Origin of the sequence: Limnohabitans sp. (genome assembly GCF_023910625.1) — a bacterium.
Lineage (GTDB): Bacteria > Pseudomonadota > Gammaproteobacteria > Burkholderiales > Burkholderiaceae_C > Limnohabitans_A.
Genome location: NZ_JAAVVW010000002.1, coordinates 344,545 through 369,315 on the forward strand (window position 1 = coordinate 344,545; position 24,771 = coordinate 369,315).

Sequence of the window (24,771 nt, forward strand, 5' to 3'; positions counted from 1 at the left end):
ATGCACCTGATCATTCCCTATGCGGCCAGCCATGCCCTGAACGGCCCCGAGGTTTGGGCTGGCTTGCAACTGCCACAACTGCAGACCTTGCTCGGCCTGATGCTGCGCCAGCAAGTGCTGCAAGACCCTGAAACCGCTCTGCTGCACTTGCCGCACGAACGCCTGCACGCCCAGGCTCTGGGATGGCCCCCTGCGGCCACCGCCCTGCCCTGGGCCGCTTGGCATCAATCGCAACAAGGCCTCCCCCGCAATGCGCCCCAAGCCTGGATGACGCCCTGCCACTGGCAAGTCGGCATGGACCAAGTGGTGATGGCCGACCCAGCGCATTTGCACCTGTCGGACGAAGAGTCGCAGTCACTGCTGCAAGCCATGCAACCGTTTTTGCAAGAAGACGGCTTGCAAGTGACGTGGCACAGCGCTTTGCTGTGGCACGCCCAAGGGGCGATGCTGGCCGATTTGCCCACCCCATCGCTCGACCGGGTGATCGGCCAAAACGTCAAAGACTGGCTGCCCGACCACCCCGCTGCCCGACCGCTGCAACGCCTGCAAAGCGAGATGCAGATGCTGCTGTACAACCACCCGGTGAACGACGCCCGCGATACGCGCAAGCAATACACCGTCAACGCCTTTTGGCTGCACGGCGCGGGCACACTGCCCATCAGTGGCCCGGTGTCTGCACCGCCCTCAGTGACCGTTTCAACCACCTTGCGATCGGCCGCCTTGCACGGCCAAGTGCAGGCCTGGCAACAAGCTTGGCAGCAACTCGATGCCACGGCCGTGGCCGACTTGCTGCAGCACGTCAAAACCACCGGCCAAGGCACGCTCAGCCTGTGCAGCGAACACACGGCCCACACCTACACCGCCGCGCCTGCGGCTTGGCACCAGCGGATCACCCGCCTGTTTAAAAAAACCTCCCCTGCAGCGGCACTCCAAGCCCTGATTGCCTCCTGAACTCTCCTTGAAGCCCCCATGAATTTGCTCACCCGAGATGTGCCCCCCCGCAGCGCCTGGGCGCTGGAACAAGCGGGCATCCACCCGCTGCTGGCCCGCCTGTATGCCGCACGCGGCGTGTTGTCCAAAGACGAACTCGACGACGCCCTGAACCTGCTGCTGCCCCCGGCCAGCATGCTGGGCACCCAGGAAGCGGCCAAGTTGTTGGCCGATGCCATCGCGCAAAACAAGCGCCTGTGCATCGTGGCCGATTACGACTGCGACGGCGCGACCGCCTGCGCCGTGGGCGTGCGCGGCCTGCGCATGCTGGGTGCGCGCAACGTGAGCTATCTGGTGCCCGACCGGGTGGTGGACGGCTACGGCCTGACCCCCCCCATTGCCGAGCGTGTGCACGCACAAGGGGCCGATGTGTTGATCACCGTGGACAACGGCATCGCCAGTGTGGCGGGCGTGCAAGCGGCGCAAGCGCTGGGCCTGCAGGTGCTGGTGACCGACCACCATTTGCCGGGGAGTGAGTTGCCCACGGCCGAAGTCATCGTCAACCCCAACCAACCCGGCTGCAGCTTCACCAGCAAATCCATCGCCGGTGTGGGCGTGATGTTTTATGTGCTGCTGGCCCTGCGCGCCGAGTTGCGCCAACGCGGCGTGTTTGACGCCAGCACCCAGCCGAGATTGGACGCCCTGCTGCCCTTGGTGGCACTGGGCACCGTGGCCGACGTGGTCAAGCTCGATGCGAACAACCGCCGCCTGGTGGCGCAAGGCCTGCGCCGCGTGCGAGCGGGTGCATTGCCCCCCGGCATGTCGGCGCTGATGCGAGCGGCCAGCCGCGAAACGGCCAAGGCCACGACGTTTGACTTTGGCTTTGCCCTGGGGCCACGCATCAACGCCGCTGGCCGCCTGGCCGACATGACGCTGGGCATCGAATGCCTGTTGACCGACGACGCGGGCCGCGCCGACGAGTTGGCCAAGCAGCTGGATGCGATCAACCGCGAGCGCCGCGTGATCGAGGGCGACATGCGCGAGATGGCCATGGAAATGGCCGAGTCGTTGTTTGACGAAGGCGATGAACCGCCGCCCGCTATTTGTGTGTTTGATCCGGATTTTCACGAAGGCGTGGTCGGCATCGTGGCCTCGCGCATCAAGGACAAACTGCACCGCCCCACGTTCGTGTTTGCGGCCAGCAGCGCGCCGGGCAAGGCGCACGAACTCAAAGGTTCAGGCCGCTCGATTGCGGGATTCCATTTGCGCGATGCGCTCGACCTGGTGGCCAAGCGCGCCCCGGGCGTGCTGCTGCGCTTTGGCGGGCACGCCATGGCGGCGGGCTGCACCATTGCCGAAGAACACCTCGAAGTGTTTGAGGAAACGCTCAATCAGGTGGCCATGGAATCGTTGGACGCCGCCACGCTGCAACGCCGCCTGGAGACCGACGGCCCGCTGCCTGCCGAATACCGCCGGGTGGATTTGGTGGACATGCTGCACCACGAGGTCTGGGGCCAGGGCTTTGCGCCGCCCGTGTTTTGTGAAGAGATCGAGATCGTGTCGCAGCGCCTGGTGGGCGAAAAACACCTGTCGCTCAAGATGAAACACCAAGGCCAGCCGGTGGACGGCATCTGGTTTGGCCGCACCGAGCCGCTGCCTGCGCGGGTGAAGCTGGCTTATCGGCTGGACGCCGACGAGTGGCAGGGGCAAAAGCGGGTGCGGTTTTTGGTGGAAGGCGCGGAGATTTGACCCTCAATGCTTGGTGGCGACCTTGGCCTGCAAGGCGTTGAGCACCGGAGTCGATACCAAACCCGACACATCACCGCCGAGCTTGGCGATTTCGCGCACCAAGGTGCTGCTGATGTGCTGCACATGGGCGCTGGTGTGCAGAAACACCGTGTCGATTTCCGGGGCCAAATGGCGGTTCATGCCCGACATTTGGGTTTCATAGTCGTAGTCGGTCACCGAGCGCAGACCGCGCACGATCACTTGGGCGTTTTGCGAACGTACAAACTCGACGATCAGGCCATCAAACGGCAGCGCCTTCACGTTCGGGCAATCGGCCAGCGCGGCCTGCGTCAAGGCCACGCGCTCGTCCAGGCTGAACACGGTTTTTTTGTGGTGCGCCACAGCCACGGCAATGATGACCTGGTCAAACATTTGGGCAGCACGGCGGATCGCGTCTTCATGGCCCAGCGTGAGCGGGTCAAAGGTGCCCGAATAAACAGCTGTGACAACAGCGGTCACAGGGGTGTTGGCAGATCGGCTCATGGCGTGTCTCCTTCAAAAGGGATGGCAATAGAGGTGGGTACAGATTCAGGGCTGACCCGTTGCAACAAGTGCGCATGCACTGCGCCCGCCTTCAGGTGGCGCTCGCATTGCAAGCCCAAAGCACCCAGCGCCTCGGCAGGCCAGGCCACAGGCGCTTCCAGGTAAATCCAGCCCCCCACAGGCACGGCCCGGGCGGCGGCTTTCAAAGCGGGCTCAAACCAGGGGCCATCAAAAGGCGGGTCGATGAAGACCAGGTCCACACTGCCCGCAGGCACACGGCCCAACGTGCTCACGGCGTCGCCGCGCTGCACACTGACCATGCTGGCTTTCAGGCGGGTGGCGTTGTCTTGTATATCGCGCACCAGCACGGCGTCTTGCTCGACCATCAGCACATGGGCCGCGCCACGCGATGCAGCCTCCAGGCCCAGCACGCCCGTGCCCGCAAACGCGTCCACGCAGCGCCAACCGCTCAGGTCCTGGCCCAGCCAATTGAACAAGGTCTCGCGCACCCGGTCGGGTGTGGGGCGCAAGCCCGGTTTATCGATCACCTTCAGGCGGGTGCGTCGCCACTGCCCGCCGATGATGCGGATCTCATGCGACGACGGGCCTTTGGGTACCGGGTTCTTCGGTTTTTTGGCGGCAGCGTGACGGGCTGCGCCGCTCAGTGGTGGACGTTTTGGGGGGACTGATGGCATAGCTTGCGAGTGTAAAGGCCCAAAGCCTTGAAACCCGTCTTGTCTTTCAGGGTTGGCCACCCACCACCACAGTGACCATGCTTTCAGGCTGCAAGACCCGGGACATGGCGCGTTGAATATCGGCGGCGGTCACGCGCTCAATTTGCCGCGTCCAGTTGCTCAGGTAGTCCAGCGGCAGCCGGTTCCAGGCGATGTTGGCCACGTTGTCCAGCAGCTTGCGGTTGCTGTCGATGCGCAGCGCAAAGCCGCCCACCAGGTTGGACTTGGCCGCTTGCAATTCGGCCTCGGTCGGGCCCTGGCGCACAAAGTTTTGCACCACCTCTTGGGCCACGGCCACCGCTTGTGTGGCTTGGTCAGGGCGGGTTTGCAGGCCCACCGTGAAAGCCCCGGCGTGCAGGCCTGGCGCAAAACCGCTGTAAACGCTGTAACTCAGGCCGCGTTTTTCGCGCACCTGCTCGGTCAGGCGCGAGACAAAACCACCACCGCCCAAAATGTGGTTGCCCACCAGCAGAGCAAAAAAGTCGGGGTCGGTGCGTTTGTAGCCGGGCTGGCCGATCAGCACATGGGCCTGGGCCGAATCGAAGGGCAAGTTCAGGTTCTGTGCGGCGGCCAAGGGGGGCACTTCGGGCACAGGCGGCAAGCTGGGGCAGCCTGATTCGCGGGGCCACTGCGCCAGCAGGCGCTGCACCAAGGCGTCGGCCTGAGCCCGGGTCAAAGCGCCCACCACACTCACCGTGGCGCGGCAAGCGCGCAAAGCCTGGGCGTGAAGGTTTTTCAGGTCTTGCACGCCGATGCGCGAGAGGGTCTCGGGTGTGGCCCGAAAACCGTAGGGGTGCGCGCCATATACCGCCTGCGCAAAACGGTGCTGCACCACCGTGCCGGGCTTGGTCAGCGATTCGCGGATGGAGGCACTGATGCGTTCGCGGTCACGCAGCCACATGGCCTCGGGAAAAGCCGGGTGCGCCATTTGTCGTGCGGCCAAAGCCACCGCTTGGTCCAGCAAGTCCGGGTAGCTCAGGCTGCGCAGGCCAAAGCTCATGCGGTCACCGCCCGCACTGCCCCCAAAGCTGGCGCCCAAGTCAGCCCAGGCTTCTCCGATCTGGTTTTCGTCCAGGGCTTGGGGGTACGGGCCTTGTCCTTGGGGTTCGGCGCGGGTGCCGTTCGCCATTTGCCCCGCCATGACCGAGGCCAGGCCCGCCTGCGCCGCCGGATCGCGGCGGCTGCCTGCGTCGATGTCAATTTGCACATCGACCATGGGAATGGCGTGGCTCTCGACCAGGAACACGCGCGCACCGCTGGGCTGGGTCCAATGTTGAATGGGCAAGGACGCGTGCGCCCAACCCACCGCGCCCCAGCAGGCCAGCACCAAAGCTGAACGGCGCAAAGCCCGTGCGGTCATGGACAAGGAGGGCATCAAGAACATGGGGGGTGTGACTTTCATGGGATGAGCGCGGTTCAATGTCGGGCACCTGGCGCGGCGCGGCGTGCACGGGGCTGGCCCGACAAAGGCTGAGGCAGCAAGGTGGCCACGGTCAGGTTGTCGTCACCAAAATACTTTTGCGCCACGGCCTGCACCTGAGCGGGCGTGACTTGCCGCAAGCGGGCGATCAGCTGCGCCCCGTAGTCGGGCGGCAGGCCCAGCGTCCAGGCCACGCCCAGCTCGCGGGCTTGGTTGAAGACCGAATCGAGCTTGTAGATTTCGCTGGCCACCCATTGGGTTTTGACGCGCTGCAGCTCGGCGTCGTTCACGCCCTCGGTGGCCACGCGCTGCACTTGTGCGCGCAAGGCAGCTTCGAGTGCTTGTGGTGTTTGGCCTTTGGCAGGCACGCCTTCGAGATAAAAGAATTGCGGACCCCGGCCCATGAGGCCGTTGTACGCCCCGGCGCTGTCGGCCAGGCGGTTTTCGCCCTGCGTCAGGGCGCGGTCCAGGCGCGCGCCGCTGTAACCATCGAGCACAGCCGCCAGCACGGTCAAGGCCAGGGCATCGTCATGCTCGGGGGAGGCCGCCAGACTAGCCAAGCGCGGCACCTTGAAGGCCAGGGCCACATACGACTGCTCGGCCGGGGCCTTGAACGCCAGGCGGCGCAGGCCTTGCTGCGCGGGCTCGTCCCGGGGTTTGCGCTCAGGCACCGCGCGGGTTGGGATGCTGCCGTAATACTTGTCGGCCAGCGCCTTGACTTGCAGCGGGTCCACATCGCCCGCCACCACCACCACCGCGTTGGCCGGGGTGTACCACTTGCGGTAAAAGTCGCGGGCGTCTTGTGGTGTCATGGCCTCCAGATCGCTCATCCAGCCCACGATGGGGCGGCGGTAGGGCGAAGCCGACAAAGCGGTGGCCGAGAGCATTTCGTGCAACTGGGCACGGGGGTTGTCGTCGGTGCGCAGGCGCCGCTCTTCTTTCACCACCTCCAACTCTTTGGCAAACTCTGCATCGGGCCACTGGTTGTTGGCAAAACGGTCCGACTCCAGACGCATCACGGCTTCGAGTTGGTTGGAGGGGATTTGCTGGAAGTAACCGGTGTAGTCCTTGGCGGTGAAAGCGTTTTCTCGCCCGCCCAGTGCCGCCACGCGGCGCGAAAACTCGCCCGGAGCCAATGTGGGCGTGCCTTTGAACAACATGTGCTCCAACACATGGGCCACGCCGCTGGTGCCATCCACCTCGTCCATGGAACCCACACGCAGCCACACCATGTGCACCGCGGTGGGGGCACGCCGGTCGGGTTTGACCCACAGAGCCATGCCGTTGGCCAAGGTGAAGGTGTGCACCTGGGCCGCGCTGGCTGCTGGGGCCTGGCCTGTGGGTTGTGGGGCCTGCGCCGTGGCGCTGAAGCTGCTGACCAGCAGGGCTGATGCCAGCGAAAGTCCCAAGAGAAAGTTCGGTTTCATAGAATGCATGATCCTTGAAATCCACGACATGTTCAGTTTCTTCAAAAAAAAATCCCCCCCGGTCGAGGTGCCATCGCCTCCCGCAACGCCTGCGCGCCCTTTGTCACAACCTGCCGCACCCACGCCGACGCCCGCGCCCACGCCCGCGCAGCCTGAACCCGCGCCCACCCCAGCCGCCCGCCAGGGCTGGATGGATCGCCTGAAAGCGGGTCTGCGCAAAACCGGCTCCAGCATCACCACCGTCTTCACCGGCACGCGCATCGACGACGAACTGTACGAAGAGCTGGAAACCGCGCTGCTGGTGGCCGACACCGGTGTCAAGGCCACGGAATATTTGCTGCAAGACCTCAAGCGCCGCGTCAAAGAGGCCAAGGCCACCGAGCCGTCGCAGGTCAAAACCTTGCTGGCCGATGCCATCACCGACTTGCTGACGCCCCTGCAAAAGCCCCTGAGCATTGGCGACCATAAGCCCACCGTGATCATGGTGGCGGGCGTGAACGGCGCAGGCAAAACCACGTCCATTGGCAAACTGACCAAGCACTTGTCCGACGAGGGCCTGAGCGTGCTGCTGGCTGCGGCCGACACCTTCCGTGCTGCGGCCAAAGAGCAACTGGCGGTTTGGGCCACCCGCAACACGGTGGAGATCGTCAGCCAACAAGGCGGCGACCCGGCCGCTGTGAGCTTTGACGCGGTGAGCGCGGGCCGCGCCCGGGGCCGCGATGTGGTGCTGGTCGACACGGCAGGCCGCCTGCCCACCCAAACGCATCTGATGGAAGAGGTCAAAAAGATCAAGCGCGTGGTGCAAAAGGCCGATGGCACGGCACCGCACGAGGTGCTGCTGGTGATCGACGGCAACACCGGTCAAAACGCGCTGGCCCAGGTGCGCGCCTTTGATGACACGCTGGGCCTCACGGGCCTGATCGTGACCAAGCTGGACGGCACCGCCAAAGGCGGCGTGCTGTGCGCCATTGCCCGCGAAAAGCCAATTCCGGTGTACTTCATCGGCGTGGGCGAGAAGCTGGAAGACCTGGAAACCTTCAACGCCCGCGAGTTTGCCCAGGCCCTTTTGAGCTGAACACCCCGGTTGGCACCGTGGCCCAGCGCACAGACGGACCCCAGCTCCCCCTCTTAAAATCAGGGAAAACCCGAGGAACCTCAGACCCCCGAGGCCGTCCTTTAGCACTCCTCACCAGAGAGTGCTAATATTGGGGTATTCTGAAAGGAGTTCTGGTATGTACGTTCAAACTGGTTCCCCCGCCACAGCCATCGCGCTGAGCAACCCCTGGGCGGTCGTGCCCTCGCTCGGCCACCTCGACGCCTACATCTCTGCGGTCAACCGCATGCCCATGCTCACCCTCGAGGAAGAGCAAGAGGCCGCCCGCCAACTCAAAGCCAATGACGACCTCGAAGCCGCCCGCAAGCTGGTGCTCTCGCACCTGCGTTTGGTGGTGTCGGTGTCGCGCCAATACCTGGGCTACGGCCTGCCGCACGGCGACCTGATCCAGGAAGGCAATGTGGGCCTGATGAAGGCCGTCAAGCGCTTCGACCCTGATCAAGGCGTGCGCCTGGTCAGCTACGCGCTGCACTGGATCAAGGCCGAAATCCACGAGTACATCCTGAAAAACTGGCGCATGGTCAAAGTGGCCACCACCAAGGCCCAGCGCAAGCTGTTTTTCAACCTGCGCTCCATGAAGCAAGGCTACAAAGCCGATGCCGATGAAGGCACCCACCGCGACACCCTGACCCCCGACCAGGTGGATTCGATGGCGCACAGCCTGAACGTCAAGCGCGAAGAAGTGCGTGAGATGGAAATGCGCATGTCCGGTGGCGATGTGCTGCTGGACCCGGCCCCATCGGACGACGGTGAGCAGGCCTTTGGCCCCATTGCCTACTTGGCCGATGTGAACCACGAGCCCACCGCGATGATCGAAGCCCATGAGCGCGACGTGATGGCCAGCGACGGACTGGCCACGGCCCTCAATGCCTTGGACGAACGCAGCCGCCGCATCGTGGAAGAGCGCTGGCTCAAGGTCAACGACAACGGCTCGGGCGGCATGACCCTGCACGACCTGGCTGACGAGTACGGCGTCAGCGCCGAGCGCATCCGCCAAATCGAAGTGGCAGCCATGAAAAAAATGAAAAAAGCGCTGCTGGAAGTGGCCTGAGCCTGCAGCAGTCGCCCACATGCGGACTGGCCATCGGGTTGCAAGACAGGCTGACCCCGCCACTGCCGACCTTGTGCGAGGGGATGGATACACCCGGGCGAGATGTCCAGACACTTGCCAAAGTTGCTGAACGAGGCTTCCCGATGGTTGCTGTCGATGGCTTGATTTTTGCTGATGCCCCACGGAAGGGCCGAGGCGCAAAGTCTCGACCTGAACAGGCGTCAAACGCACCGATATGCCCTTGAACACTTGGCCATAGGCGGTGTCGGCTTGGATGCGGTGCTTTTTCTCCAGCACCAGAATTTCACCCACCACATGCTCCCCGACATAGGTCCAGCCTGCCAACTCTGCCTGGCCACCTGCTCCGCACACCCCGCACTTGGTTAAGATGATGCCTTCTCAGTTCCCGCTTTTACTCAAGGACACTTTCATGCCCCAAAAGACACTGACCCGTCGTGTTGCCCGTCGCCTTGCCCTGACTTGGCTTGCCGGCTTGGCCTCGTCCTTGGCCTGGGCCCAAACTCCGATCGCTTGGCCAAGCCAGACCGTGCGCATGGTGGTGGGTTTTCCGGCCGGCTCCAGCCCTGACCTGACCGCCCGCGCCTTGGCCGAACCACTGGCCAAAGCCTTGGGACAGAGCGTCATTGTGGAGAACAAGGTGGGGGCGGGTGGCAACATCGCTGCCGATTTCGTAGCCAAAGCTACCGATGGTCACACCTTGGGCCTGATGATCAATGGGAATATGACGATCGCTCGCATCTTGAACCCCAAAGTGCCCTATGACCCGCTGAAGGACCTGGCCCCGATCAGCCTGATCGGTAAAGCCCCTCTGGTACTCACGGTGCCGACCAACGCCCCCGGCCAATCGGCCGCACAGTGGCTGAGCGAAGCGCAAAAAGCGGGTGACAAACTCAGCTATGCCTCGCCCGGAGTGGGCACTGTGGCCCATCTGGGAATGGAACTGCTCAAAACCAAAGCCGGGATTTCCCCTGTACACGTGCCTTATCCGGGCAATCCACAGATCATCACCGCCATGCTGGGTGGCCAGGTGCAAATGGCTTTGCTGCCACCGGCCATGTCTGCAGCTCAAGTCAGCAGCGGCAAGTTGCGCGCCATTGGCAGCTCCAGCAGCGGGCGCAGTCCTGTCGCCGCTGAAGTACCCAGCCTAACCGAGATCGGTGTGAAGGATTACCAACTGGAGATCTGGAACGCTTTAGCCGCACCCGCTTCTATGTCCCCCGCCGTGGCCAGCAAACTGTCCGCTGTTGTCAGTGACATCGTGCGTACCCCAGAGATGCGGGCGCGCTTGTTCCAGCAAGGCTGGCAGGTGGTCGGCTCCTCCCCGGAAGGCCTGCGTCACCGCATTGAGGCAGACACCAAGGCCTTGGGCGAGATCATTCGAAATCAGAAAATAGAAGTGAACTGAGGCCCAAACCGCCTTGCGCATGGGGCGGGCGGGCTCACTTGCCTGAAAGCAAGATTCTGGCGTCAGCTGCTAGAGCAGCGGCACCACTGGCGTGGCGGTTGTACAGACGGATGCGCCCTTGCGGATCAAATGTGAAGCTGCCCGCCGAGTGGTCCATGCTGTAACTGGTGGGGGTTTTGCCATCGACCTTTTTGTAATAGATCTTGAAGTCCTTGGCTACCTTGGGCAACTGCTCAGGCGCAGGTCGCAACGCGACAAAATCATTGCCGAAATTGGCCACATAGGCCTTGAGCAATTCGGGCGCATCACGCTCCGGGTCTATCGTGATGAAAATGCCTTGCAGCTTGCCCCCGTCTTCTCCCATCAATTGCTTGGCCTCTGCAATTTCCTGCAGGGCTGTCGGGCAAACATCGGGGCATTGTGTAAAACCAAAAAACACCACCACCACTTTGCCTGAAAAATCCTTCAGGGTGCGCACCCGGCCGTCCTGGTCACTCAGCTCCCAGCCTTGAGCATAATCCGCCCCGGTGATGTCCACTCCCCGAAAAGCCGGCTTGTCCTGACTGCATGCGCTCAGACCCAACAAGGACACCAGGCCCAAAGCTAACCAAAAGGAACGGTTTTTCATGTGTCATCAGAAAAGGTAATGATCCACCAGCAAGGCCGCAAACAAGGCGCTCAGGTGGATCAGTGAAAATCTAAAGGTCTTGCGCGCCAGTTCGTCAGAGTATTGCCGGTTTAAAGCCCAGGCATAGCCGATGAAGCCAAGGCTCAACACCACGGCCACGCTCAGATACAGCCAGGAGCTCATCCCGTAGACGAAGGGCATCAGGCACGAGGCCATCAAAACGAAGGTGTAGAGCAAAATCTGCAAGCGGGTGAATGCATTGCCGTGCGTGACAGGCAACATGGGCAAACCCGACTTGCGATAGTCCTCGACCCGATACAGCGCCAGGGCCCAGAAATGCGGCGGCGTCCATAAGAAGATGATCAAGAACAGGATCAGGGCCTCGGGCCCCACCTGGCCCGTCATCGCAGCCCAACCCAGCACCGGGGGCATGGCTCCGCTGGCACCACCAATGACAATGTTTTGGGGCGTGAGCGGTTTGAGGATGACGGTGTAGACGACGGCGTAACCCACGAAAGTCGCAAAAGTCAGCCACATGGTGAGCGGATTGACCCACACATACAGCACAGCCGAACCCACAGCGCACAACGCACCCGAGAACAGCAAAGCTTGCTGGTCACTGAGTTCGCCCTTGGCGGTAGGCCTCCAGGCGGTTCGCTTCATCTTGGCGTCAATGGTTTTTTCAACCAGGCAATTGAATGCTGCTGCCGCTCCTGCCACCAGCCAAATGCCCACACAGGCCCACAGGCCCAGTGTCAATTGGGCCAGGCTCGGCACACCGGGTACCGCCAGCACCATGCCGATCAGGGCACAAAACACGATCAGTTGCACCACACGGGGTTTGGTCAGTGCGTAATACTGTCGCCAGGCAGACGCAGGCGTTGGAACAATGGCAGCGGTCATGCGGCAGGCCTTGAATCAGAGGAAAGGGGTGAAGAAGCGCGGGCACTGGAAGGTGTCGCCGATGGGGTCGTGGCATCCACCCCCAAGTTGGTACTCAAAAAATCCGAGGAGCGTACTGCACGGCTGATGCACAGTGCCCAAGTCAACACCACCACCATGGCAGCAGCGCCCCCCGTATGCAACACAGCCGCCAGCAAGGGCCAGCCGAGCACCACATTGCTCAGGCCCGTTAGCAATTGCAAAGCCGACAAAGCCAGCAAGCCTTGTCCTGCGCCTTGCAGGCCGGGCAGCCGGCGCAAACGCCAGCCCACCACCACCAACACAGCCAACACCAACCATGCGGCACTGCGGTGCACGAAGTGAATGCTGACCAAAGCGTCAAAGGGCAGCAGTTGACCATCGGGTGTCATGCCCAGCTCACGCCAAACAGCAAAACCTTGCCAGTTCATCGCGGGCAGCCAGTGACCGTGGCAGGTAGGGAAGTCCGGGCAGGCCAGCACGGCGTAATTGGTGCTGACCCAACCACCCAAACCAATCTGCAACCAGAGCAGAACAAAGGCCAGCCAAAGGCCTCGGCGCACGCCAGTGGGCACCGATCGCGCAGCGGCCCCCTCGTAGCGCACAGCCTGCGCCATTAAGACCGCCAGCAGACCCACGCCAAACATCAGGTGCAAAGTCACGATGGCCGGGAACAACTTCATGGTGACCGTCAAGGCGCCAAAAGCACCCTGCAAACACACCCAAGCCAAAGTGAACCAGGGCCAAACCGGGTGCAGCAAAGGATCGGGCACTTGCCCCACCCGGATTTGCTGGCGTCGCAGCCACCAGGTCATGAGGGCCAGACTGAGAATGAGCACGCCCACACCCGTGGCCAGGTAGCGGTGCACCATTTCGATCCAAGCTTTGCTATGCGTGACTGGGCCTGTGGGCATGGCAGTCTGGGCGGCCGTGATTTCGACTTTGGCACCAATGGGCGTCGCGCTGCCGTAGCAGCCGGGCCAATCCGGGCAACCCAGGCCCGAATCGGTCAAGCGCGTGAACGCACCAAACAAAACCAGATCAAAGGTCACAAACAAGGTGATCAGGGTCAGCGCACGCAAACGTTGACTGGGCGTGGCGCTGCGTTGTTTCCAGAGCCACCAGGCCAAAGGAAAAGCCGCGACCGCCAAGCCCACAGTCATCAACTGGAAAACCGGAGCGAGGTTATACAGTTCGACTTCGGTCATCGCGTCAGCGTCCTGCCTTATCCCAAGACGACGAAGCCTTGAGCAAGCGCTCCAGATCACGCTTGGCCTTGGAGGCATTGGCCACATCCATGTGGGCGGGCAAGCGCATCATGAAATTTCCCATGGGGTCAATCACATACAAATGGTCCTGCAAGACATGGCCCTGTGCAGGACTGATCCAGCTGGTCACGGTGGCTTCATCGAGTCGAAACACATGGGCCATGTTCAAGGCGGGCAGCAGGCTCTCAGCCACGGGGGCCTGGTCGGTCACCAGCCACACACGGTCCAGCCGGTCTTTCTCACGGCCCAGCACTTCGCGCAGTTGACGCTGGAAGTAAAGGTTTTGCTGACAACGCTCTTCACACGCCCCCGAGGCCACATTCACCAGCAACCACTGCCCCTTCAGGCTGGTCAGCGCCACATCCCGACCTTGCAGGTCTTTGGCTGCCACTTGAGGCATGTCTTTTTGCGGATCAATCAATTCGCCATGATTGCGACGCGCCTCTGGACGGATCACGTAGTAGGTGAAATACGAGGCCATCACTGGCGATGCACACACCAGCAACATGGCCAGCATTTTCAAGCGGCCCATGCGGGTTCTTTGGGCATCGGCCTGCAGCACTTCGCCTGGGTGCGGCACGGCATGAACGGTCATGACCAAAGGGTCGTCAGGCGGATTTCGGGCGTCGGCGGGGTTGGACAATTTGGAACCAGACATAAAGTAATGCGATCAGGGCACTGAGCCCAAACCACTGAAATGCATAACCGTGGTGTTTTTCAACACCACTGGCCACCACGGGCCATTCGCGCAACAAACCCTCGGATGCTTGGCCTGACTGCAACAAAGTCAGCTCCAGCAGCTGCAGACCGATCTCTTGCCGAAAAGCTTGAAGGTCTAGATTTTGCCGTATCACACCGGATTCGACCCCACCGAAGTCATAGAGCCTTGACGGCCATGGGGCCAAATGACCTTGCACCTGCACAGTTCCCTGTGGTGTCTCAATCGGAGGCAAGGCGGTGCGATCGGAGAACACACGTTGGACCCAGCCGCGCTGCACCAGCACGACCACCCCGGTTTCCTCAAGTCGCATGGGCGTCAACACAAAAAAACCGGGCTTACCGTTCATTTGCCGGTTTTCCAGATAAATGGTGTGCTGCACCAACCACTGCCCCGTCAGCGCCATGCTGCGGTGAACCAGTCTGGCCCGCTGCTCGGCCGAAACATCAGGCCCGCCCAAACTGCGCCCGTCCAGCACAGTTTGTCTGGCCTGAGCGGTCTTGGCCGCTTGCAAAGCCAGTTTCTCGGCCGCTCGCCCCAATTGCCAGAACCCCAAACAAGCGGTCAGCAACACACCCGATGCAGCCAGCAGCAGCAACATTGCACCTGGCCAGCCCCTTGGTTTTTCAGTCATTGGATAATGTGCCCATGAAAATACTCGTTGCTCTCGCGTTCCTGGCCATTGTCATCAGTCTTGTCACGGCCCTGTTGTTCATGATGCGCAGCCCACCAGAGAATGGCCAGCCCCGCCCCAAAGGCAGCATGGCCACCGCCCTGGCTTTTCGCATCGGCCTGTCGGTGGTTCTTTTTGCCTGCGTGCTGCTCTCATGGAAGATGGGCTGGATCCATCCCACCGGTATTCCCCCTGGTGCTTGAACCCCCTTCAAGTCACGACGCGAAGCCTTCACTGATTTGTGTTTCGAACCAACAAAAAAGCGCCCGAGGGCGCTTTTTTACAATGGCGTGGTCACCTCCGCTTTACATCCAGTAAACAAGGATGTACAGACCCAACCAGACCACATCCACAAAGTGCCAGTACCATGCGGCGCCTTCGAAACCGAAGTGTCGATCTTTGGTGAAGTGTCCCTTTTGCAAACGCAGAGTAATGAACAAGAGCATCAGCATACCCACGAAGACGTGGAAGCCGTGGAAACCGGTCAGCATGTAAAAGGTCGAACCGTAGATGCCCGAGGATAACTTCAGGTTCAGATCGTTCCAAGCGTACGCATACTCATAGCCCTGAACGAACAGGAATACCGTTCCCAAAATGACGGTCATCCACATGTACTTGATTGTTTTGCTCCGCTCACCGGCTTGGATGGCATGGTGCGCAATCGTGAGGGTCACCCCCGAAGTCAAAAGCAAAGCTGTGTTGATGGTGGGCAACCAGAAGGGGCCCATCGTCTTGAAGGGCTCGACGATGCCAGCAGGCGAGGTGGTGGCACCTGCCACCACGCTGGGCCATGCTGCCTTGAAATCGGGCCACAGCAAGGCGTTTTCCAGGCTACCCAAAGCAGGAATGGAATGCGAGCGCGCCCACCACAGGGCTGTGAAGAAAGCACCGAAGAACATCACCTCAGAGAAGATGAACCAGGTCATGCTCCAGCGGTAAGAGAGGTCGATTTTGCGGCTGTACATGCCGCCTTCGCTTTCGGCAACCGCCTCCTTGAACCATTGGTACAAAACCACCAGCCACCAGACCATGCCGCCGAACAGGGCATACCTGCCCCACTCAGAGCCGTTGATCCACTGACCCGCACCCAAAATGACAAAAAACAAACCAATGGCAGCCATCACGGGATGTCGTGATTCGTGCGGGACGTAGTAGTAAGGGGTTGTGCCGTGTGCTGCTGAACTCATGGGGACTCCTGCTCTCTCTTCTTTCGAAATCTAATTTGCATGGTTTACAGGCCCATTGGCTGGACCACAACCCAATTGACCAGGGCAATCAGCCCCAATACAAATAACAATGCCGCGCCGATGGCCACGCCGATGACGTGGAACGGGTTGAGCTTTTCAATGTCTTGCTGGCTTTCGGAATGCCTGCGAAGCCCGATAAAGGACCACAACACAGCCGAAATGGTACGCAGCCAGTTTGTCGGGCGTTCAGAGGCCAAACGAGGTTCGGTCATGAGCCCGCACCAGTGATGACCGACACCGGCTGCACGACGGCCAAGGGCGCAGTGGGCGCTGCTGGGGTTTTGCCACCCACCTCAAAAAAGGTGTAAGACAAGGTGATGGTCGTGACGTCTTTGGACAGCTTGGGGTCGATCACGAAGGCCACAGGCCAGGCTTTCTTTTCCCCGGGCTCCAAGGTGTACTCGTTGAAGCAAAAGCATTCGAGCTTGTTGAAATGGCCTGCTGCTTGCTTGGGTGCGTAACTGGGAATGGCCTGTGCGGCCATGCGCCGGTTTTGCACGTTCTGAAACTCGTACATGACCGTGCTCAGTTCACCAGGGTGAACCTGCATGGAACGCTTTTCAGGCTTGAACTCCCAAGGACCGCGAACATTCGCATCAAACTCGACGGTAATGGTGCGACTGGTGTCCACCTGGCTGTTGCGCAGGACCTGCGCCGCTTGCGCGGCTTTGGAGTTGCCGGGCACCTGCGTTTCAGAGATGGACAAAACATTGATGCCCGTGATTTCACAAATGGCCTTGTAGATGGGCACGAGCGCGTACCCAAAGCAGAACATGCCAACAGTCACCACCGCCAACTTGCCCACCATCTTCAGGTTTTCACCACGCAGGTTCATTCGTTTTCTTTCAAGCTTGCAACAACACCAACCTGGCCACAAAACCGACCAGGACAGCCAAGGCCACCGAGGCCAGGATCAGGCCCAGCCGCAAGTTGCTTTTCTTTTGCTCGGGTGTCATGGCCATGGGAATCAACCAATCACTCGGGTCGCGCTAGCGTCCAGCTTGGGTGGGTTTTCAAAGGTGTGGAATGGGGCGGGCGATGGCACTTCCCACTCGAGACCTTCGGCCGCTTCCCAAGGCTTTTGGGGAGCTTTTTCGCCTTTTCCCAGCATCGCTGGCAGCACGATGAACAAGAAGAAATAGACCTGAGCAAAGCCGAAGAAGAAGGCCCCCACCGAGGCGATCATGTTGAAGTCGGTGAACTGCATGGGGTAATCGGCATAGCGACGGGGCATGCCGGCAAGACCCAGGAAGTGCATTGGGAAGAAGGTGATGTTGAAGGAAATCAGCGACCACCAGAAGTGAATCTTGCCGCGTGTTTCGTTGTACATGACACCGGTCCACTTGGGAATCCAGTAGTAAACACCGGCGAACAAGGCAAACAAGGAACCCGCCACCAGCACATAGTGGAAGTGAGCCACCACGTAATAAGTGTCTTGCAGTTGGATGTCGATCGGGGCCATGGCCAGGATCAGGCCAGTGAACCCCCCCATGGTGAACACAAAGATGAATCCCACCGAAAACAGCATGGGGGTTTCAAAGGTCATGGAGCCGCGCCACATGGTAGCGATCCAGTTAAAGATCTTCACAGCCGTCGGCACAGCGATCAACATCGTGGCGTACATGAAGAACAACTGACCCGTCACTGGCATTCCGGTGGTGAACATGTGGTGCGCCCAGACGATGAACGACAGGATGGCGATGGACGATGTGGCGTACACCATGGAGGCATAGCCGAACAGCTTCTTGCGTGCGAAAGCAGGCACGATCTGGCTGATGATGCCAAAAGCCGGCAAGATCATGATGTACACCTCGGGGTGACCGAAGAACCAGAAGATGTGCTGGTACATGACCGGGTCGCCGCCGCCTGCGGGATTGAAGAAACTGGTGCCGAAGTGGCGGTCAGTCAAAGTCATGGTGATCGCGCCGGCCAACACAGGCATCACGGCGATCAGCAAGTACGCAGTGATCAACCATGTCCAGGCGAACATGGGCATCTTCATCAAAGTCATACCAGGGGCGCGCATGTTCAGAATGGTCACGATGATGTTGATCGAGCCCATGATGGACGAAGCACCCAGGATGTGCATCGCGAAAATTGCCGCATCCATCGATGGCCCCATTTGAAGCGTCAGCGGTGCGTACAAGGTCCAGCCCGCTGCGGGTGCACCGCCAGGCATGAAAAAGGAACCGGCCAGGATCAAACCAGCAGGAATCATCAGCCAGAAGCTGAAGTTGTTCATGCGGGCAAAGGCCATGTCAGACGCGCCGATTTGCAATGGCAGCATCCAGTTCGCAAAGCCCACAAAGGCAGGCATGATCGCGCCGAACACCATGATGATGCCGTGCATGGTGGTGAACTGGTTGAACAACTCGGGGTTGACGATCTGCAAACCGGGCTGGAACAACTCGGCACGGATGCCCAGCGCCAGCACGCCGCCTATCATCAGCATGGCAAAACTGAACAGGAGGTAAAGGGTACCGATGTCTTTGTGATTGGTGGCATACACCCAACGGCGCCAGCCTGCAGGCGCGTGACCGTGATCGTCATGGGCATGATCGTGATGGTCTAGAACGGCACTCATCTTGATTTCCTTTGATTTGAATACGGTACGGCTTACTTGCGAGCGGCAAGAATGTCAGCCGGTTGCACGATTTGCCCGGTCTTGTTAGACCAGTTGTTTTTGGTGTAGGTGATGACGGCAGCGATTTCGGTATCGGACAACTGCTTCCAGGCTGGCATGGCACCGTTAGCGGCACCGTTGAGCATGATTGCAATTTGTTTGGACTTGTCAGCATCCAGCACGATCGAAGAACCATCGACCGCCTTGATGGAGCCAGCGCCCTTGCCGCTGGCCTGGTGGCAGGCCGCGCAGTTGGCGGCATAAACCTTTTCACCGCGCTTGGACAGGTCATCCAAGGCCCATACCTTAGCCGGATCATCGGCTTTGGCGGCTTGTTTTTTCTTCTCGGTGTCCACCCAGGCAGCGTAATCGGTTGCCGACAGGACCCTCACATGGATGGGCATGTAAGCATGCTCTTTACCGCACAACTCTTGGCACTGACCATAGAAATCGCCTGTTTTCTCTGCGCGGAACCAGGTGTCACGTACAAAACCGGGGATCGCGTCTTGCTTGATGCCGAAAGCAGGGACAGCAAACGCATGAATCACGTCATTGGCGGTGGTAATGACACGGATTTTCTGGCCCACGGGCACGACCAGAGGGTTGTCCACTTTGAGTAGGTAGTTGTCACCCAATGGCTTGCCTGCGTCGGACATGGCGCGCTGCGAGGAGTCCAGAGTGGAGATGTAGCTCAGACCTTCACCCTCACCCTTGATGTAGTCATAACCCCACTTCCACTGGTAACCGGTGACCTTGACGGTCAGATCTGCATTGGTGGTGTCTTTCTGGGCCACCAGCACCTTGGTGGCTGGCAAAGCCATCAGGATCACGATCACGAAAGGCACAGCCGTCCACAAAATTTCGACAGACATGGAGTCAGTGAAAGTGGCGGGCTTGTGGCCCACCGATTTGCGATGCTTCCAGATGGAGTAGAACATGACCGCGAACACGGCCACGAACACCACGCTGCAGATGATCAACATGAACCAATGAAGCCAATGCTGCTCTTCGGCGATCTTGGTCACAGGCGGGTGCATGTTGAGCTGGTTGACCGCTGGGCCACCGGGCAAATCATTGACCGCAAAGGCCGCAGTGGCCAGCCAGGCCCCCACAAAAATGCCCGCGCGGGACAGCAGCGAAGCAAATTGGTTGGAAATATTCTTCATGGTTCTCACTAACTTCCAAGACTCTATTGAACTCACACTTTTGGCAAACTGAACGATTCCAAGTTGCCACCGGGCATCACGCGGAACGCAATGCCTTCCTGATTTCACGCGCCAGCACTTGCCGGAGCTCGGGACGAACAAAGCGACCCACCTCAATCGAGCGCCCTTGTCCTGACAATTCAATCAGACTCAGATCACCGGACTTGGGCTCAACCCTCACCCATTGACGCTCAAATTCTGCCCTTTGCAGGCGCCCGGCAGTTTCCAACTCAACCACCAGATTCCCCCCTTGCAGAGAGATCGATTCACCATCTGCCGCATGACGCGCATAGACCAAAAAGGCCAAACCCACCACCAGCACCTCAAGTCCAGCAAAGGCCAGAACTACGGCAGCCCCCTGTATCCAGAAGAAAATTCCGATACCCAGAGACACTGCACACAACGACAAATAAAGCCAAGCCAATTGAACTGGCGTGATTGAGCAATTGCGTTTAAGCCGCCAATGAATGGCAGGCCCAGAGATTTGTGCAAACTGATAAGCCTGATTTGACATCCGTCAACTTTCAACAACCCAATATGTAACCAAGCAAGCACCGCAGACAATTGCGGGAGGATTTTACCCGAGATCAATGCTGCTTTTGACAAATCTCAATCTTAGGCCGACATACCCCCAGACGAACGCAGCATATTGCGCATTTGAGACAGGCCGATTTCAGTTTTTGTTGCCAACTTGACTCTGGGTAAAGGCTTCAGTGCATGGCCATAAACGATTTCAAAACTCAGTGAAAGTCGTCCATCCGCCTCGGTTCGAGCCAAAGTCATCAATGCGGTGGTCAGGGATTGCTTCCAGGCGCGGCCTCTTAAGCCGGCAAAACGGTGGATGTGCAAATTTTGCCCCAACTCGCGCAACTCCCGCAAAAGGCTCTCTGGAGAAGCGTAGGTCAAGGTGATTCTCTCCATGTCCATGACTGGCTCGGCAAACCCGGCTTGCACCAACATATCCCCCCAATCGTGCATATCGGTGAATTCATGCGATGGCTCAGGCCACCCTGCACATGCATACACTGCCCGCAACTCCCGCAGGGTGTCAGGCCCCAAACACGAGAACATCAAAAAACCATTGACTGCAAGAGCTTGATGCCAGGTCTGCAACAAGCCTTGGGGGTCTGGGCACGTGTGCAATTGCATGTTGGCCCAAAGCATGTCGAGGCTTTGCTCTGCGGGTTGCCCCACTAGTTGCCTGCGACCAGATCCATTGATCACTTGCCACCATTTGCGCGCGCACAGCGACTGAGCCTCTTGTCTGTGCCCGAGGTTTTCACAAGCCAACCATGCACGGGCATCCGGGTAGCGCTGGACAAGCGCAGCATGAGCCTTCACCCCTCCACGCAGCGGCTCCCAATGAGCCCACTGCCGCGGCTTTAATTTGATGAAGTCCAGACGCTCTTGCATCCGCGAGGCCACTTCTTCATGCAACCAGGGAGAATTGAGTGCAGACAAAGGTTTGGCCAGCCAACGTGCAGCAGCCACAGGGTCCAAGGAAGGGGGACGAGAAACTGGAAACATGAGTGGAGTATTCAAATTCAAGTAGAGCTGGCCATGGCGACCTCGCACTTTTGCAATCTATCACCCTTGATCTCGGATCATGTGTTGAGTATATTGAACCGATGAAGACTTTGAGCTGGGCAGTCCACCATTTTGAGGGTTTTTGGCGCTGCTTGCCCAGCCGATGCGCTGTGTGCCTGAGCTGGCCAAACAGCCCCTTGTGCGAAGCATGCGTGAGCCAATTTGCTCAACCCCAGCACCGCTGCAGTGGGTGCGCATTGCCTTTGAGCCCACCCCAACACCGCTGTCCAAGCTGCCTGGCCCACCCCCCTCCATTGGACTTGTGTGTTGCCGCGGTCCCTTATGCCTGGCCTTGGGTCGACCTGATTGCCCGATACAAATTTCATCAGCAGGCTGGTTGGTCTAGCACTTTGGCCACCTTGATGCTGAGCACACCTTGGGCTGAAGACACCCTGGAAAAGGCCGACCTCGTTTTACCCATACCCCTGTCCCCGCAACGCCTGGCTCATCGCGGATACAACCAGTCATGGCTACTGGCAAAGCAACTTTGCCCCAGCAAAGCCAATGCCCAATTGCTTCTGCGCACAAGAGACACCCCATCACAGCGGAATTTACCGCGCGCTGAACGGCTGGCCAATTTAATCGGCGCATTTGCAGTAGAGCCCTTGAAAGCGGCAGAGTTAAGGGGAAAGCGTGTGGTACTGGTCGACGATGTGATGACCAGTGGGGCATCCATGCACAGTGCCGCCAGGGTGTTGCGACAGGCCGGAGTGTTACACATCAGCGCATTGGTTCTGGCCAGGACCGAATCCCGCAGTTTGGACTGAAGCGCTGGCCAGGCTTGAAACTTCCCAAGGCACAATAGCGTCCATGTTTCATATTGTCCTGGTAGAACCTGAAATCCCGCCCAACACGGGCAACGTCATCCGATTGGCGGCCAACACCGGCTGCACTTTGCACTTGGTCGAGCCCCTGGGTTTTTCGATGGATGACAAACACATGCGACGGGCCGGACTGGATTACCATGAATACGCCGATTTGAGGCGTCATTCAACCTGGGAAAATTTTCTGGCCGACGAAAACCCCGCCCTTGATCGCATGTTTGCCCTGACCACCAAAGGAAGCCGATCCGCATTCGAGGTAGAGTTCAAGTTGGGCGATTGGTTGATTTTTGGCGCTGAGACACGGGGCCTTTCACCCGAATTGCGCGAGCAGTTTCCGCCTGTTCAGCGCATCAAACTTCCTATGCGGGACGGACAACGCAGCTTGAATTTATCGAATGCGGTGGCTGTCACCGTGTTCGAGGCCTGGAGACAAAACGAGTTTGGTGGCAACTATCAGCACCCCTGCGCTTCGGATCAAGGGTAAATGCGCACAAGCGACTCGGCCGCACACACAGGCTTGTCACTGCCCTCGCGTTCTACGGTCACATTCCACTGCAACTGCACGCCGCCGCCGTCTATGGGCGTGGCCGAGTGCAGGTGCAAATGGGCCCGCAAGCTACTGCCAACGGGCACGGGTGCCATGAAGCGAACTTTGTTAAGGCCGTAATTGACACCCATGCTTTTGGACACGACGTTGATCGTCTTGTCAAAAAACTGCGACAGCAAAGACAAGGTTAAAAACCCATGGGCAATCGGCGCACCAAAAGGCCCTTGCCGGGCCCGCTCCTCATCGACATGGATCCACTGATGGTCACCCGTGGCCTGTGCGAACAGATTGACTTTTTGTTGGGTGATCTCCACCCAATCAGATGTGGCGACATGTTGGCCCACACATGCAGCGAGATCGTCCAAAGTAGCAAAGGCTCTCATACCCTTGACTTTAGGGCCATAGATGCAGTTCGACTGTCGATGACGCGACAACCGTAACATGCTTGTCAACGCGTTTCCCGATCGCCCTCCTGATCTCGCATCAATTTCAATTCAGCCCGAAGGCGAGTCAATTCGGCGCGGTAGTTTTCGGCGTCTGCGTAATCAGCAAAGCCGTGGTAGTAAGGGTGCGCTTGCATCCTGCGACGAGCGTGCTTGATCGGACACCAGTATTTCTCAGTCAGTCCCACCACCTCCCGGCCATAGGCCATCAGGCCGTTGCCATACGAGCAGTACGCGCAGTTGATTTTTTCCAGCCAATTCAAGTAGGCCAGATGCGTGCGGTCGTAAACAAAATAATCCGAACGCTTGACGCGAGGAATGCCAAATAGGGGGAAACACACCCACTGGTAGAGGGTGACCCACGCATCGAGCAGCAGCATGGGTAAAAGCACCGGGTAAATGAAGGGCACACACAGTACATGTCGCCACTCGGCAGTGAGCACATAAACAAGCAAACCCTCCTTAAAGCGCTTTTGCTGCGCAAGCACCTCTTTTTCAAAGCGCACCTTGTGCTCTTCAAAGTCGGCCTGCCACTTTTGTCGGCAGCTTTTGGCTTCTTGTTCAATGGCGGCTTCCAGCTGCTGGATGCGGTCCAGAAATTCCTGAATATTCGCGTTCACAAGGGCTCCTTGGACAAGCACGGTGGGGCAAAGGGCTTGTTCGATGCTTGGCATTGCCCCCCACTGAACAGGGCTGCCTCAGCCCTCACACATAGAGTCAAGCCCACTGCCTGCCAACACCATAACACCAACCCAGAGCAAAAACAGATCACGCTAGCGCACAAGATGCATGGATGGGGCGCCACAACACGATTGACAAATCCATCCAGCAAGGACAGGGGGTATGCTGACGCATGAAAAAAGGGCTTTAAAATCAAACCTTCTGACGATCTCGCCCGATCCTTTTTGTCCTCGCCCCACCCCTCTCCGTTGCCCAAACACGTGGCCATCATCATGGATGGCAATCGCCGCTGGGCCAAAAAGCGCTTCATGCCTGCAGGTCTGGGCCATGCTGCAGGCGCGCAAAGGGTGCGAGACATTGTCAAAGCCTGCGCCGAAATGGGGATTCCACAGCTGAGTCTTTTTGCCTTCAGTACCGAAAATTGGAAAAGGCCCCCTGAGGAGGTCAACGCCCTCATGGGATTGTTCATGACCTACCTCAAAAAAGAAATTCGTAACATGAATGCCAATGGGGTCCGCTTGAAGGTCCTCGGAGACACCCGGCGCTTTTCATCCACCCTGCAAGCACTGATTGCACAAGCGCAGTCCGAAACAGCCCACAATCAGGGCATCACACTCAATATCTGCGCCAATTATGGGGGGCGCTGGGACATGCTGGAAGCGGTCAAAGCTTGGCAAAAAATGAACCCTCAAACAGACCTTGCCGCATTGACAGAGGATGCATTGGTGCCTTTTCTAAGCACCGCCAGCGCCCCGGAAGTGGACTTGCTGATCCGGACGGGCGGCGAATCCCGGGTGAGTAACTTTTTACTTTGGCAGGCGGCCTATGCCGAATTGTTCTTCTGCGACGAACTTTGGCCTGATTTCAGCCCTGAAACCTTGAACAAGGCGCTGATCTGGTTCGCTGGCAGAGACCGCCGATTTGGTTCATCTGCCCCCATTTGAAGTTATTCAAAACCATTTGAATTGCTTAACTCAATTCGAAAAGTCCCGCATATACGGGATGCATGGTGACAAACAAGAGAACTGGCGGC

At 59.3% G+C, this 24,771-nt stretch carries 28 protein-coding genes; 9 read left to right on the forward strand and 19 right to left on the reverse strand.

Annotation, left to right across the window (positions count from 1 at the left end; all coding sequences use genetic code 11):
* Together HEQ17_RS01780 and recJ are read left to right on the forward strand one after the other, a co-directional pair.
* Complete coding sequence (locus tag HEQ17_RS01780) at positions 1 to 951, forward strand: hypothetical protein (RefSeq protein ID WP_296290983.1); 951 nt, start codon at positions 1 to 3, stop codon at positions 949 to 951.
* Between the two features lie 18 nt (positions 952 to 969).
* Positions 970 to 2,679, forward strand: coding sequence for a single-stranded-DNA-specific exonuclease RecJ (recJ, locus tag HEQ17_RS01785; RefSeq protein ID WP_296290984.1), 1,710 nt, complete (start codon positions 970 to 972; stop codon positions 2,677 to 2,679).
* Positions 2,680 to 2,682: 3 nt separating this feature from the next.
* Here the strand turns inward: recJ and coaD are convergent, their stop codons facing one another.
* Genes coaD through HEQ17_RS01805 form a run of 4 tightly spaced genes read right to left on the reverse strand, consistent with a single transcriptional unit; the run spans position 2,683 to position 6,782 of the window.
* Positions 2,683 to 3,201, reverse strand: a complete 519-nt coding sequence (coaD, locus tag HEQ17_RS01790; protein ID WP_296290985.1) for a pantetheine-phosphate adenylyltransferase — start codon at positions 3,199 to 3,201, stop codon at positions 2,683 to 2,685.
* Complete coding sequence (gene rsmD, locus HEQ17_RS01795; RefSeq protein WP_296290986.1) at positions 3,198 to 3,896, reverse strand: 16S rRNA (guanine(966)-N(2))-methyltransferase RsmD; 699 nt, start codon at positions 3,894 to 3,896, stop codon at positions 3,198 to 3,200. The genes coaD and rsmD overlap by 4 nt, the downstream gene beginning before the upstream one ends.
* Before the next feature lie 46 nt (positions 3,897 to 3,942).
* Entirely contained in the window at positions 3,943 to 5,337 is a 1,395-nt protein-coding gene (locus HEQ17_RS01800; protein ID WP_296290987.1) for a pitrilysin family protein, read from the reverse strand.
* 14 nt (positions 5,338 to 5,351) lie between these two features.
* Complete coding sequence (locus tag HEQ17_RS01805; RefSeq protein WP_296290988.1) at positions 5,352 to 6,782, reverse strand: pitrilysin family protein; 1,431 nt, start codon at positions 6,780 to 6,782, stop codon at positions 5,352 to 5,354.
* 28 nt (positions 6,783 to 6,810) lie between these two features.
* Here HEQ17_RS01805 and ftsY point away from each other — a divergent pair, with 28 nt between their 5' ends.
* The 3 genes from ftsY (at position 6,811) to HEQ17_RS01820 (ending at position 10,373) form a co-directional block, all read left to right on the forward strand.
* Positions 6,811 to 7,857, forward strand: coding sequence for a signal recognition particle-docking protein FtsY (gene ftsY / locus HEQ17_RS01810; protein ID WP_296291194.1), 1,047 nt, complete (start codon positions 6,811 to 6,813; stop codon positions 7,855 to 7,857).
* Between the two features lie 157 nt (positions 7,858 to 8,014).
* Positions 8,015 to 8,947, forward strand: a complete 933-nt coding sequence (rpoH, locus tag HEQ17_RS01815; RefSeq protein WP_296290989.1) for an RNA polymerase sigma factor RpoH — start codon at positions 8,015 to 8,017, stop codon at positions 8,945 to 8,947.
* Between the two features lie 430 nt (positions 8,948 to 9,377).
* Positions 9,378 to 10,373, forward strand: a complete 996-nt coding sequence (locus HEQ17_RS01820; protein WP_296290990.1) for a tripartite tricarboxylate transporter substrate binding protein — start codon at positions 9,378 to 9,380, stop codon at positions 10,371 to 10,373.
* 34 nt (positions 10,374 to 10,407) lie between these two features.
* Here HEQ17_RS01820 and HEQ17_RS01825 read toward each other — a convergent pair whose 3' ends face one another.
* From HEQ17_RS01825 to HEQ17_RS01845, 5 genes are read right to left on the reverse strand one after another with little or no spacing between them, the layout of a single operon-like run.
* The gene (locus HEQ17_RS01825) at positions 10,408 to 11,001 is read right to left on the reverse strand and encodes an SCO family protein (RefSeq protein ID WP_296290991.1); all 594 of its coding nucleotides are present in this window, start codon (positions 10,999 to 11,001) and stop codon (positions 10,408 to 10,410) included.
* Positions 11,002 to 11,007: 6 nt separating this feature from the next.
* Entirely contained in the window at positions 11,008 to 11,904 is an 897-nt protein-coding gene (gene cyoE / locus HEQ17_RS01830) for a heme o synthase (protein ID WP_296290992.1), read from the reverse strand.
* On the reverse strand, positions 11,901 to 13,130 hold the full coding sequence (locus HEQ17_RS01835; RefSeq protein WP_296290993.1) for a heme A synthase: 1,230 nt from the start codon (positions 13,128 to 13,130) through the stop codon (positions 11,901 to 11,903). The genes cyoE and HEQ17_RS01835 overlap by 4 nt, the downstream gene beginning before the upstream one ends.
* Before the next feature lie 4 nt (positions 13,131 to 13,134).
* The gene (locus HEQ17_RS01840; RefSeq protein ID WP_296290994.1) at positions 13,135 to 13,848 is read right to left on the reverse strand and encodes a hypothetical protein; all 714 of its coding nucleotides are present in this window, start codon (positions 13,846 to 13,848) and stop codon (positions 13,135 to 13,137) included.
* Positions 13,799 to 14,509 (reverse strand): SURF1 family protein, encoded by a 711-nt coding sequence (locus HEQ17_RS01845; RefSeq protein WP_296290995.1) that lies wholly within the window; start codon positions 14,507 to 14,509, stop codon positions 13,799 to 13,801. The genes HEQ17_RS01840 and HEQ17_RS01845 overlap by 50 nt, the downstream gene beginning before the upstream one ends.
* 47 nt (positions 14,510 to 14,556) lie before the next feature.
* Between HEQ17_RS01845 and HEQ17_RS01850 the strand changes: the two genes are divergently transcribed.
* Positions 14,557 to 14,784, forward strand: coding sequence for a twin transmembrane helix small protein (locus tag HEQ17_RS01850; RefSeq protein ID WP_296290996.1), 228 nt, complete (start codon positions 14,557 to 14,559; stop codon positions 14,782 to 14,784).
* A gap of 102 nt (positions 14,785 to 14,886) precedes the next feature.
* Here the strand turns inward: HEQ17_RS01850 and HEQ17_RS01855 are convergent, their stop codons facing one another.
* The 8 genes from HEQ17_RS01855 to HEQ17_RS01890 all read right to left on the reverse strand — a co-directional run bounded on the left by HEQ17_RS01855 (position 14,887) and on the right by HEQ17_RS01890 (position 21,183).
* Complete coding sequence (locus HEQ17_RS01855; protein WP_296290997.1) at positions 14,887 to 15,768, reverse strand: cytochrome c oxidase subunit 3; 882 nt, start codon at positions 15,766 to 15,768, stop codon at positions 14,887 to 14,889.
* A gap of 44 nt (positions 15,769 to 15,812) precedes the next feature.
* Positions 15,813 to 16,040 carry a DUF2970 domain-containing protein gene (locus tag HEQ17_RS01860; RefSeq protein WP_296290998.1) on the reverse strand — a complete coding sequence of 76 codons (228 nt, stop codon included), beginning with the start codon at positions 16,038 to 16,040 and terminating at the stop codon, positions 15,813 to 15,815.
* A complete protein-coding gene (locus HEQ17_RS01865; protein WP_296290999.1) occupies positions 16,037 to 16,663 on the reverse strand; it encodes a cytochrome c oxidase assembly protein in 627 nt (208 codons plus the stop codon). The genes HEQ17_RS01860 and HEQ17_RS01865 overlap by 4 nt, the downstream gene beginning before the upstream one ends.
* A 10-nt stretch (positions 16,664 to 16,673) precedes the next feature.
* On the reverse strand, positions 16,674 to 16,784 hold the full coding sequence (locus tag HEQ17_RS01870; protein WP_296291195.1) for a cytochrome oxidase small assembly protein: 111 nt from the start codon (positions 16,782 to 16,784) through the stop codon (positions 16,674 to 16,676).
* A gap of 11 nt (positions 16,785 to 16,795) precedes the next feature.
* Complete coding sequence (gene ctaD / locus HEQ17_RS01875) at positions 16,796 to 18,412, reverse strand: cytochrome c oxidase subunit I (RefSeq protein ID WP_296291000.1); 1,617 nt, start codon at positions 18,410 to 18,412, stop codon at positions 16,796 to 16,798.
* A gap of 32 nt (positions 18,413 to 18,444) precedes the next feature.
* Entirely contained in the window at positions 18,445 to 19,617 is a 1,173-nt protein-coding gene (gene coxB, locus HEQ17_RS01880; RefSeq protein WP_296291001.1) for a cytochrome c oxidase subunit II, read from the reverse strand.
* Positions 19,618 to 19,693: 76 nt separating this feature from the next.
* Entirely contained in the window at positions 19,694 to 20,170 is a 477-nt protein-coding gene (locus HEQ17_RS01885) for a DUF2244 domain-containing protein (protein WP_296291002.1), read from the reverse strand.
* A gap of 101 nt (positions 20,171 to 20,271) precedes the next feature.
* Complete coding sequence (locus tag HEQ17_RS01890) at positions 20,272 to 21,183, reverse strand: biotin synthase (protein WP_296291003.1); 912 nt, start codon at positions 21,181 to 21,183, stop codon at positions 20,272 to 20,274.
* A 422-nt stretch (positions 21,184 to 21,605) separates the two neighbouring features.
* Between HEQ17_RS01890 and HEQ17_RS15965 the strand changes: the two genes are divergently transcribed.
* Entirely contained in the window at positions 21,606 to 22,010 is a 405-nt protein-coding gene (locus tag HEQ17_RS15965) for a phosphoribosyltransferase family protein (RefSeq protein WP_366938016.1), read from the forward strand.
* A 43-nt stretch (positions 22,011 to 22,053) separates the two neighbouring features.
* Positions 22,054 to 22,551: a tRNA (uridine(34)/cytosine(34)/5-carboxymethylaminomethyluridine(34)-2'-O)-methyltransferase TrmL gene (trmL, locus tag HEQ17_RS01900; protein ID WP_296291005.1), complete on the forward strand. Its 498-nt coding sequence runs from the start codon at positions 22,054 to 22,056 to the stop codon at positions 22,549 to 22,551.
* Here trmL and HEQ17_RS01905 read toward each other — a convergent pair.
* Entirely contained in the window at positions 22,542 to 22,997 is a 456-nt protein-coding gene (locus HEQ17_RS01905) for a MaoC family dehydratase (protein WP_296291006.1), read from the reverse strand. The two genes, trmL and HEQ17_RS01905, sit on opposite strands and share 10 nt — an antisense overlap.
* 65 nt (positions 22,998 to 23,062) lie before the next feature.
* The gene (locus tag HEQ17_RS01910; RefSeq protein WP_296291007.1) at positions 23,063 to 23,677 is read right to left on the reverse strand and encodes a hypothetical protein; all 615 of its coding nucleotides are present in this window, start codon (positions 23,675 to 23,677) and stop codon (positions 23,063 to 23,065) included.
* 321 nt (positions 23,678 to 23,998) lie between these two features.
* Between HEQ17_RS01910 and uppS the strand changes: the two genes are divergently transcribed.
* Entirely contained in the window at positions 23,999 to 24,682 is a 684-nt protein-coding gene (gene uppS / locus HEQ17_RS01915; protein ID WP_366938007.1) for a polyprenyl diphosphate synthase, read from the forward strand.
* Positions 24,683 to 24,771 lie beyond the last annotated feature (89 nt).

What these genes read in the sequence shown, in the direction of transcription:
- HEQ17_RS01780 (WP_296290983.1), top strand. Translation starts at nt 1, where the DNA reads ATGCACCTGATCATTCCCTATGCGGCCAGCCATGCCCTGAACGGCCCC.
- recJ (WP_296290984.1), top strand. Translation starts at nt 970, where the DNA reads ATGAATTTGCTCACCCGAGATGTGCCCCCCCGCAGCGCCTGGGCGCTG.
- coaD (WP_296290985.1), bottom strand. Translation starts at nt 3,201, where the DNA reads ATGAGCCGATCTGCCAACACCCCTGTGACCGCTGTTGTCACAGCTGTT.
- rsmD (WP_296290986.1), bottom strand. Translation starts at nt 3,896, where the DNA reads ATGCCATCAGTCCCCCCAAAACGTCCACCACTGAGCGGCGCAGCCCGT.
- HEQ17_RS01800 (WP_296290987.1), bottom strand. Translation starts at nt 5,337, where the DNA reads ATGAAAGTCACACCCCCCATGTTCTTGATGCCCTCCTTGTCCATGACC.
- HEQ17_RS01805 (WP_296290988.1), bottom strand. Translation starts at nt 6,782, where the DNA reads ATGAAACCGAACTTTCTCTTGGGACTTTCGCTGGCATCAGCCCTGCTG.
- ftsY (WP_296291194.1), top strand. Translation starts at nt 6,811, where the DNA reads ATGTTCAGTTTCTTCAAAAAAAAATCCCCCCCGGTCGAGGTGCCATCG.
- rpoH (WP_296290989.1), top strand. Translation starts at nt 8,015, where the DNA reads ATGTACGTTCAAACTGGTTCCCCCGCCACAGCCATCGCGCTGAGCAAC.
- HEQ17_RS01820 (WP_296290990.1), top strand. Translation starts at nt 9,378, where the DNA reads ATGCCCCAAAAGACACTGACCCGTCGTGTTGCCCGTCGCCTTGCCCTG.
- HEQ17_RS01825 (WP_296290991.1), bottom strand. Translation starts at nt 11,001, where the DNA reads ATGAAAAACCGTTCCTTTTGGTTAGCTTTGGGCCTGGTGTCCTTGTTG.
- cyoE (WP_296290992.1), bottom strand. Translation starts at nt 11,904, where the DNA reads ATGACCGCTGCCATTGTTCCAACGCCTGCGTCTGCCTGGCGACAGTAT.
- HEQ17_RS01835 (WP_296290993.1), bottom strand. Translation starts at nt 13,130, where the DNA reads ATGACCGAAGTCGAACTGTATAACCTCGCTCCGGTTTTCCAGTTGATG.
- HEQ17_RS01840 (WP_296290994.1), bottom strand. Translation starts at nt 13,848, where the DNA reads ATGTCTGGTTCCAAATTGTCCAACCCCGCCGACGCCCGAAATCCGCCT.
- HEQ17_RS01845 (WP_296290995.1), bottom strand. Translation starts at nt 14,509, where the DNA reads ATGTTGCTGCTGCTGGCTGCATCGGGTGTGTTGCTGACCGCTTGTTTG.
- HEQ17_RS01850 (WP_296290996.1), top strand. Translation starts at nt 14,557, where the DNA reads ATGAAAATACTCGTTGCTCTCGCGTTCCTGGCCATTGTCATCAGTCTT.
- HEQ17_RS01855 (WP_296290997.1), bottom strand. Translation starts at nt 15,768, where the DNA reads ATGAGTTCAGCAGCACACGGCACAACCCCTTACTACTACGTCCCGCAC.
- HEQ17_RS01860 (WP_296290998.1), bottom strand. Translation starts at nt 16,040, where the DNA reads ATGACCGAACCTCGTTTGGCCTCTGAACGCCCGACAAACTGGCTGCGT.
- HEQ17_RS01865 (WP_296290999.1), bottom strand. Translation starts at nt 16,663, where the DNA reads ATGAACCTGCGTGGTGAAAACCTGAAGATGGTGGGCAAGTTGGCGGTG.
- HEQ17_RS01870 (WP_296291195.1), bottom strand. Translation starts at nt 16,784, where the DNA reads ATGACACCCGAGCAAAAGAAAAGCAACTTGCGGCTGGGCCTGATCCTG.
- ctaD (WP_296291000.1), bottom strand. Translation starts at nt 18,412, where the DNA reads ATGAGTGCCGTTCTAGACCATCACGATCATGCCCATGACGATCACGGT.
- coxB (WP_296291001.1), bottom strand. Translation starts at nt 19,617, where the DNA reads ATGAAGAATATTTCCAACCAATTTGCTTCGCTGCTGTCCCGCGCGGGC.
- HEQ17_RS01885 (WP_296291002.1), bottom strand. Translation starts at nt 20,170, where the DNA reads ATGTCAAATCAGGCTTATCAGTTTGCACAAATCTCTGGGCCTGCCATT.
- HEQ17_RS01890 (WP_296291003.1), bottom strand. Translation starts at nt 21,183, where the DNA reads ATGTTTCCAGTTTCTCGTCCCCCTTCCTTGGACCCTGTGGCTGCTGCA.
- HEQ17_RS15965 (WP_366938016.1), top strand. Translation starts at nt 21,606, where the DNA reads ATGCTGAGCACACCTTGGGCTGAAGACACCCTGGAAAAGGCCGACCTC.
- trmL (WP_296291005.1), top strand. Translation starts at nt 22,054, where the DNA reads ATGTTTCATATTGTCCTGGTAGAACCTGAAATCCCGCCCAACACGGGC.
- HEQ17_RS01905 (WP_296291006.1), bottom strand. Translation starts at nt 22,997, where the DNA reads ATGAGAGCCTTTGCTACTTTGGACGATCTCGCTGCATGTGTGGGCCAA.